General features: G+C 59.9%; 2 protein-coding genes. Both read left to right on the top strand.

The window, feature by feature from the left end; translation table 11 throughout:
* The coding region (locus OO184_RS24830; protein ID WP_265381442.1) for a type VI secretion system domain-containing protein at window positions 1–455 on the top strand (455 nt) is incomplete at its 5' end.
* The coding region (locus OO184_RS24835; protein ID WP_283256386.1) for a type VI secretion protein IcmF/TssM N-terminal domain-containing protein at window positions 452–1,725 on the top strand (1,274 nt) is incomplete at its 3' end. The genes OO184_RS24830 and OO184_RS24835, both read left to right, overlap by 4 nt.

Genomic DNA, 1,725 nt, shown 5'->3' on the forward strand with positions numbered 1-1,725 from the left:
TTCGCGATGAACTCCGGGCCTTTCTTGACCGTCTGCCGGTTTTACAGCGCCTGTCTTTCTCCGATATGAGCCCGTTTATCTCAGACGCCACGCTGAACTGGCTTCATCCCCCGGCGGCGACCACCGTCAACAACGGCGCCGCTCAGGAACAGGACGCTATCTGGCACTGTTTTCAGCAACACGGACTGGAAGCCGCGCTCAACGCCGCGGAGCAACATCAGCAACAACTGACCGAACCCCGGGATCACTTCTACGGTCAACTGCTGACGGCCCAGTTACTTGAGCAGGCGGGAATGAATGCGCTGGCGCAACAACATTACCGGCATCTGCTCCAGGCAGGGCAACACCTGTCGCTCTCCCATTGGGAACCCGGCCTGCTGGCGGTACTGGCAGAAAAAGCCTCGACGACCTCCCCCTCAAAGGCCACGACTGCAAACAGGAGCGTTAACCCATGAACTGGCTTTCTCTACTGCTAAAAAATATCAAAAAACCGGCGATGCCGCGTCTGCCGCCACTGAAAGCCGCCGCTTCCCTGATACTGGCCCTCCTGCCCTGTATTGCCCTCATCTGGGTATGGTGGTGGGGACCCGGCTGGCAGTTTAAACAGACTCACCCGCTGGAAACCCTGTCTGCCCGCTGGCTGGCGACGGTTATCCTCCTCCTGCTGGCCCTGAGCGTTGTCGGCATGAAAATCTGGCGCCGTCTGCGCCAGCTTGAAAAACTCAAACTGGACGTGGAACTGAAAACCGTCGATCCGGTACAGGCCGATATCGCCCGTCAGGACAGTTATCTCCATCACTGGAAAGCCCAGCTGCAACGCCATCTGGGGACCTGGGATTATCTCTACCAGCGCCCCTGGTACCTGGTGATGGGGAACACCGGCAGCGGCAAAACCGCCCTGATCCAGGAAGGTTACCGGCTGACTGACATTGCCGCGCCGGACGCCCTGACCGGGGAAGAGGCGCTGCATCTGCGCTGCTGGCTGGGGGAGAAAGCCGTCATCATTGACCCGGACGGCTTCCTTATCGACCAGATATCGCCGCCGGACACCAGTAAACCCCAGCTCCCCGGCCGCCTGTGGCAGGCGCTGCTCGCCTGGTTAACCGAAAACCGTCAGCGCCAGCCCCTTAACGGCATTATTCTGACCGTAGATACTCACCGCTTACTGACCGACAACAAAGAACAGCGGGAACGGGTTATTGCCGCGCTTCACCTGCGCCTGCAGGATCTGCGATTAACCCTGCATCATCATCTGCCTTTCTATCTGGTGCTGACCAAACTCGATCGGCTGCACGGTTTCAGCGCCGCCTTTCAGTCGCTGGACAGACCGCAGCGCGCACAGATCCTGGGCGTCACTTTCAGTCTGAATGCGCAGGATGAGCAGCGCTGGCGCACTGAACTGGCACAGTTCTGGCGCCAGTGGATGCAACAGCTCAACGCGGCCATGCCGGACATGATGCTCAACAAAGTGGACAGCAGTCAGCGCAGCCCGCTGTTCAGTTTCACCCGCCAGATACAGGGGCTGCACAGCTATCTGGCGCAGCTGCTGGACGGGCTCCTCTACAACGGCGGCCCGGCACAGCCCGGCCTGCGGGGCGTTTATCTCACCTCGTCTAAACAAATCGGCCAGATGGACGACATGTTTACCCAGTCTGCCGCGGTGCAATATCACCTGGGACCGCAGGCCTTTCCCACCTGGCCGGTGGCGGATACCGTCCCCTACTT

This window comes from Photorhabdus aballayi (genome assembly GCF_026153155.1).
GTDB lineage: Bacteria > Pseudomonadota > Gammaproteobacteria > Enterobacterales > Enterobacteriaceae > Photorhabdus > Photorhabdus luminescens.